General features: G+C 66.0%; 1 protein-coding gene and 1 pseudogene. Both read left to right on the forward strand.

The genetic code is table 11. The features are described 5' to 3' along the window. Window positions 1–128: pseudogene (locus ABZ453_RS51235) on the forward strand (ISAs1 family transposase); the annotation flags it as partial. A 234-nt stretch (window positions 129–362) separates the two neighbouring features. Next, a complete protein-coding gene (locus ABZ453_RS51240) occupies window positions 363–1439 on the forward strand; it encodes a bifunctional DNA primase/polymerase (protein WP_359026965.1) in 1077 nt (358 codons plus the stop codon). The last annotated feature ends 174 nt before the right edge of the window (window positions 1440–1613 follow it).

Here is a 1613-nt window from a genome sequence, read left to right on the forward strand (position 1 = left end):
TGATGGCCACCTTGCGCAACCTCGCCATCGGAGCCCTCCGCACGGCCGGAGTAAAAAACATCGCGGCCGGCCTTCGCCACAACGCCCGCGACCCTCTCCGCCCCCTCGCACTCCTCGGCCTCGGATGATCACGAACCGGACGTCATGCGACTACGCCGAAGCCCTGGGGTCCCCCCAAGCAGAAACCCACGGGAATCACGTAACTGGTGGACGCGACGCGACGTCGTTTGTGGCGCTCTCAGCCGGTAGGTCATAGAATCCCTCTGAAGCACAACCCCTTCAGTCCCTGAGGCGGCATCACTTCCTGCTGTGAGCTGCTGTTCTCCGGGGCTAAACCCAAGCTCCGGACAAGGACGAAACGTGTGCTGCGCCCCGATGAGGCCGCCTCGCCTGCCGCCCCCAGACTCACGACGCCCCACGTCGTAGCCCGCTGGTGCGCCGCGCAGGGCTGGCCGGTGCATCCCCTGGCGCCAGGGCGAAAGACCCCCGCGGGCAATTGCCCCAGTTGCAGGGTCCACCAGCACAATGCGACGGCCTGCCCATGCCTGCCCGCGGGACGCCCTTGTCACGGCTTCCATGCCGCGACTACCCGAACCGAGTACATCGACGACTGGTGGGCGGCCAGTCCCTCAGCGGGCGTCGGCATCGCGTGCGGTCCGGCAAACTTAGTCGTCATCGACATCGACGCACACGCGAGCTCCGTCCCAGACCGCAGTCGTCTGCTGCCCGGCATCGCCATTCCTGAAGCGGTCAACTTGGCCGGTCTAGCCTCAGGGTTTGACACCCTCGGGCTGTTGGCAGCGTTCCGCCAGCAACCCGACCCTGCCCACGACGAGAACACCCTGCGGGTGCGCACTCCGTCGGGAGGGCTTCACGTTTGGTACCACAACATCCACCCTGGCAGCCGTTTTCGCTGCTCGACCGGCTCCAGCCCGAAGGTGGCGCTCGCCTGGCAGGTCGACATCCGAGCCGAGGGCGGCTACATCGTCGCCCCTACCACCCGCACGAGTCAGGGCAGTTACCAGCCGGAAGGCGCTGCCCGCAGGCCAGCACCGCTGCCCGAGTGGCTGTACCTCGAACTGGTCCGGACGGGCCATCTCATCGAATCTTCGCGCCCGCCACTCCCGACGGTGCCGTGTAAACGCCGCAGGAGCCAGCCTACGGCGGCTTACCGCGTCATGGATCCCCTCGTCAGTCAGGTTGCCCAGTGTGCGGCTGCGCCGGAGGGCACCTCATTCACGGAGAAACTCAACCGAGCTGCCTATACGGCGGGCGGCCTGGTAGCGGCTGGTCATCTTGAGGAAGCTACTGTGCGCGATCTGCTGCTGAACGCCGCGGAGCAGGCCCGTCCCTGGCAGACCACCCGCAATGGAAAGATCATAAGTGACGGTCTGGCTGCTGGAATCGCCCGCCCGTTCCGACTTGGCGAACGTTCATGAGCAGTGCCGAGAGTACGCTGCAGTTCCATACTCAGTGAGTCTTTTCAGGTCGGTCACCGATCGGGTGACGGAGCCGTGGTGAGGTTCCCCCGGCGTGCGGGAGGTACTGATCAGCTGGTCAGGGCGGGTTGACGGGGTTTCAGGTTCGTTCGTTCGGTCGTTGCCCGGTCGGCG

The organism is Streptomyces sp. NPDC005799, from assembly GCF_040630525.1.
Classification (GTDB): Bacteria; Actinomycetota; Actinomycetes; order Streptomycetales; family Streptomycetaceae; genus Streptomyces; species Streptomyces griseorubiginosus_B.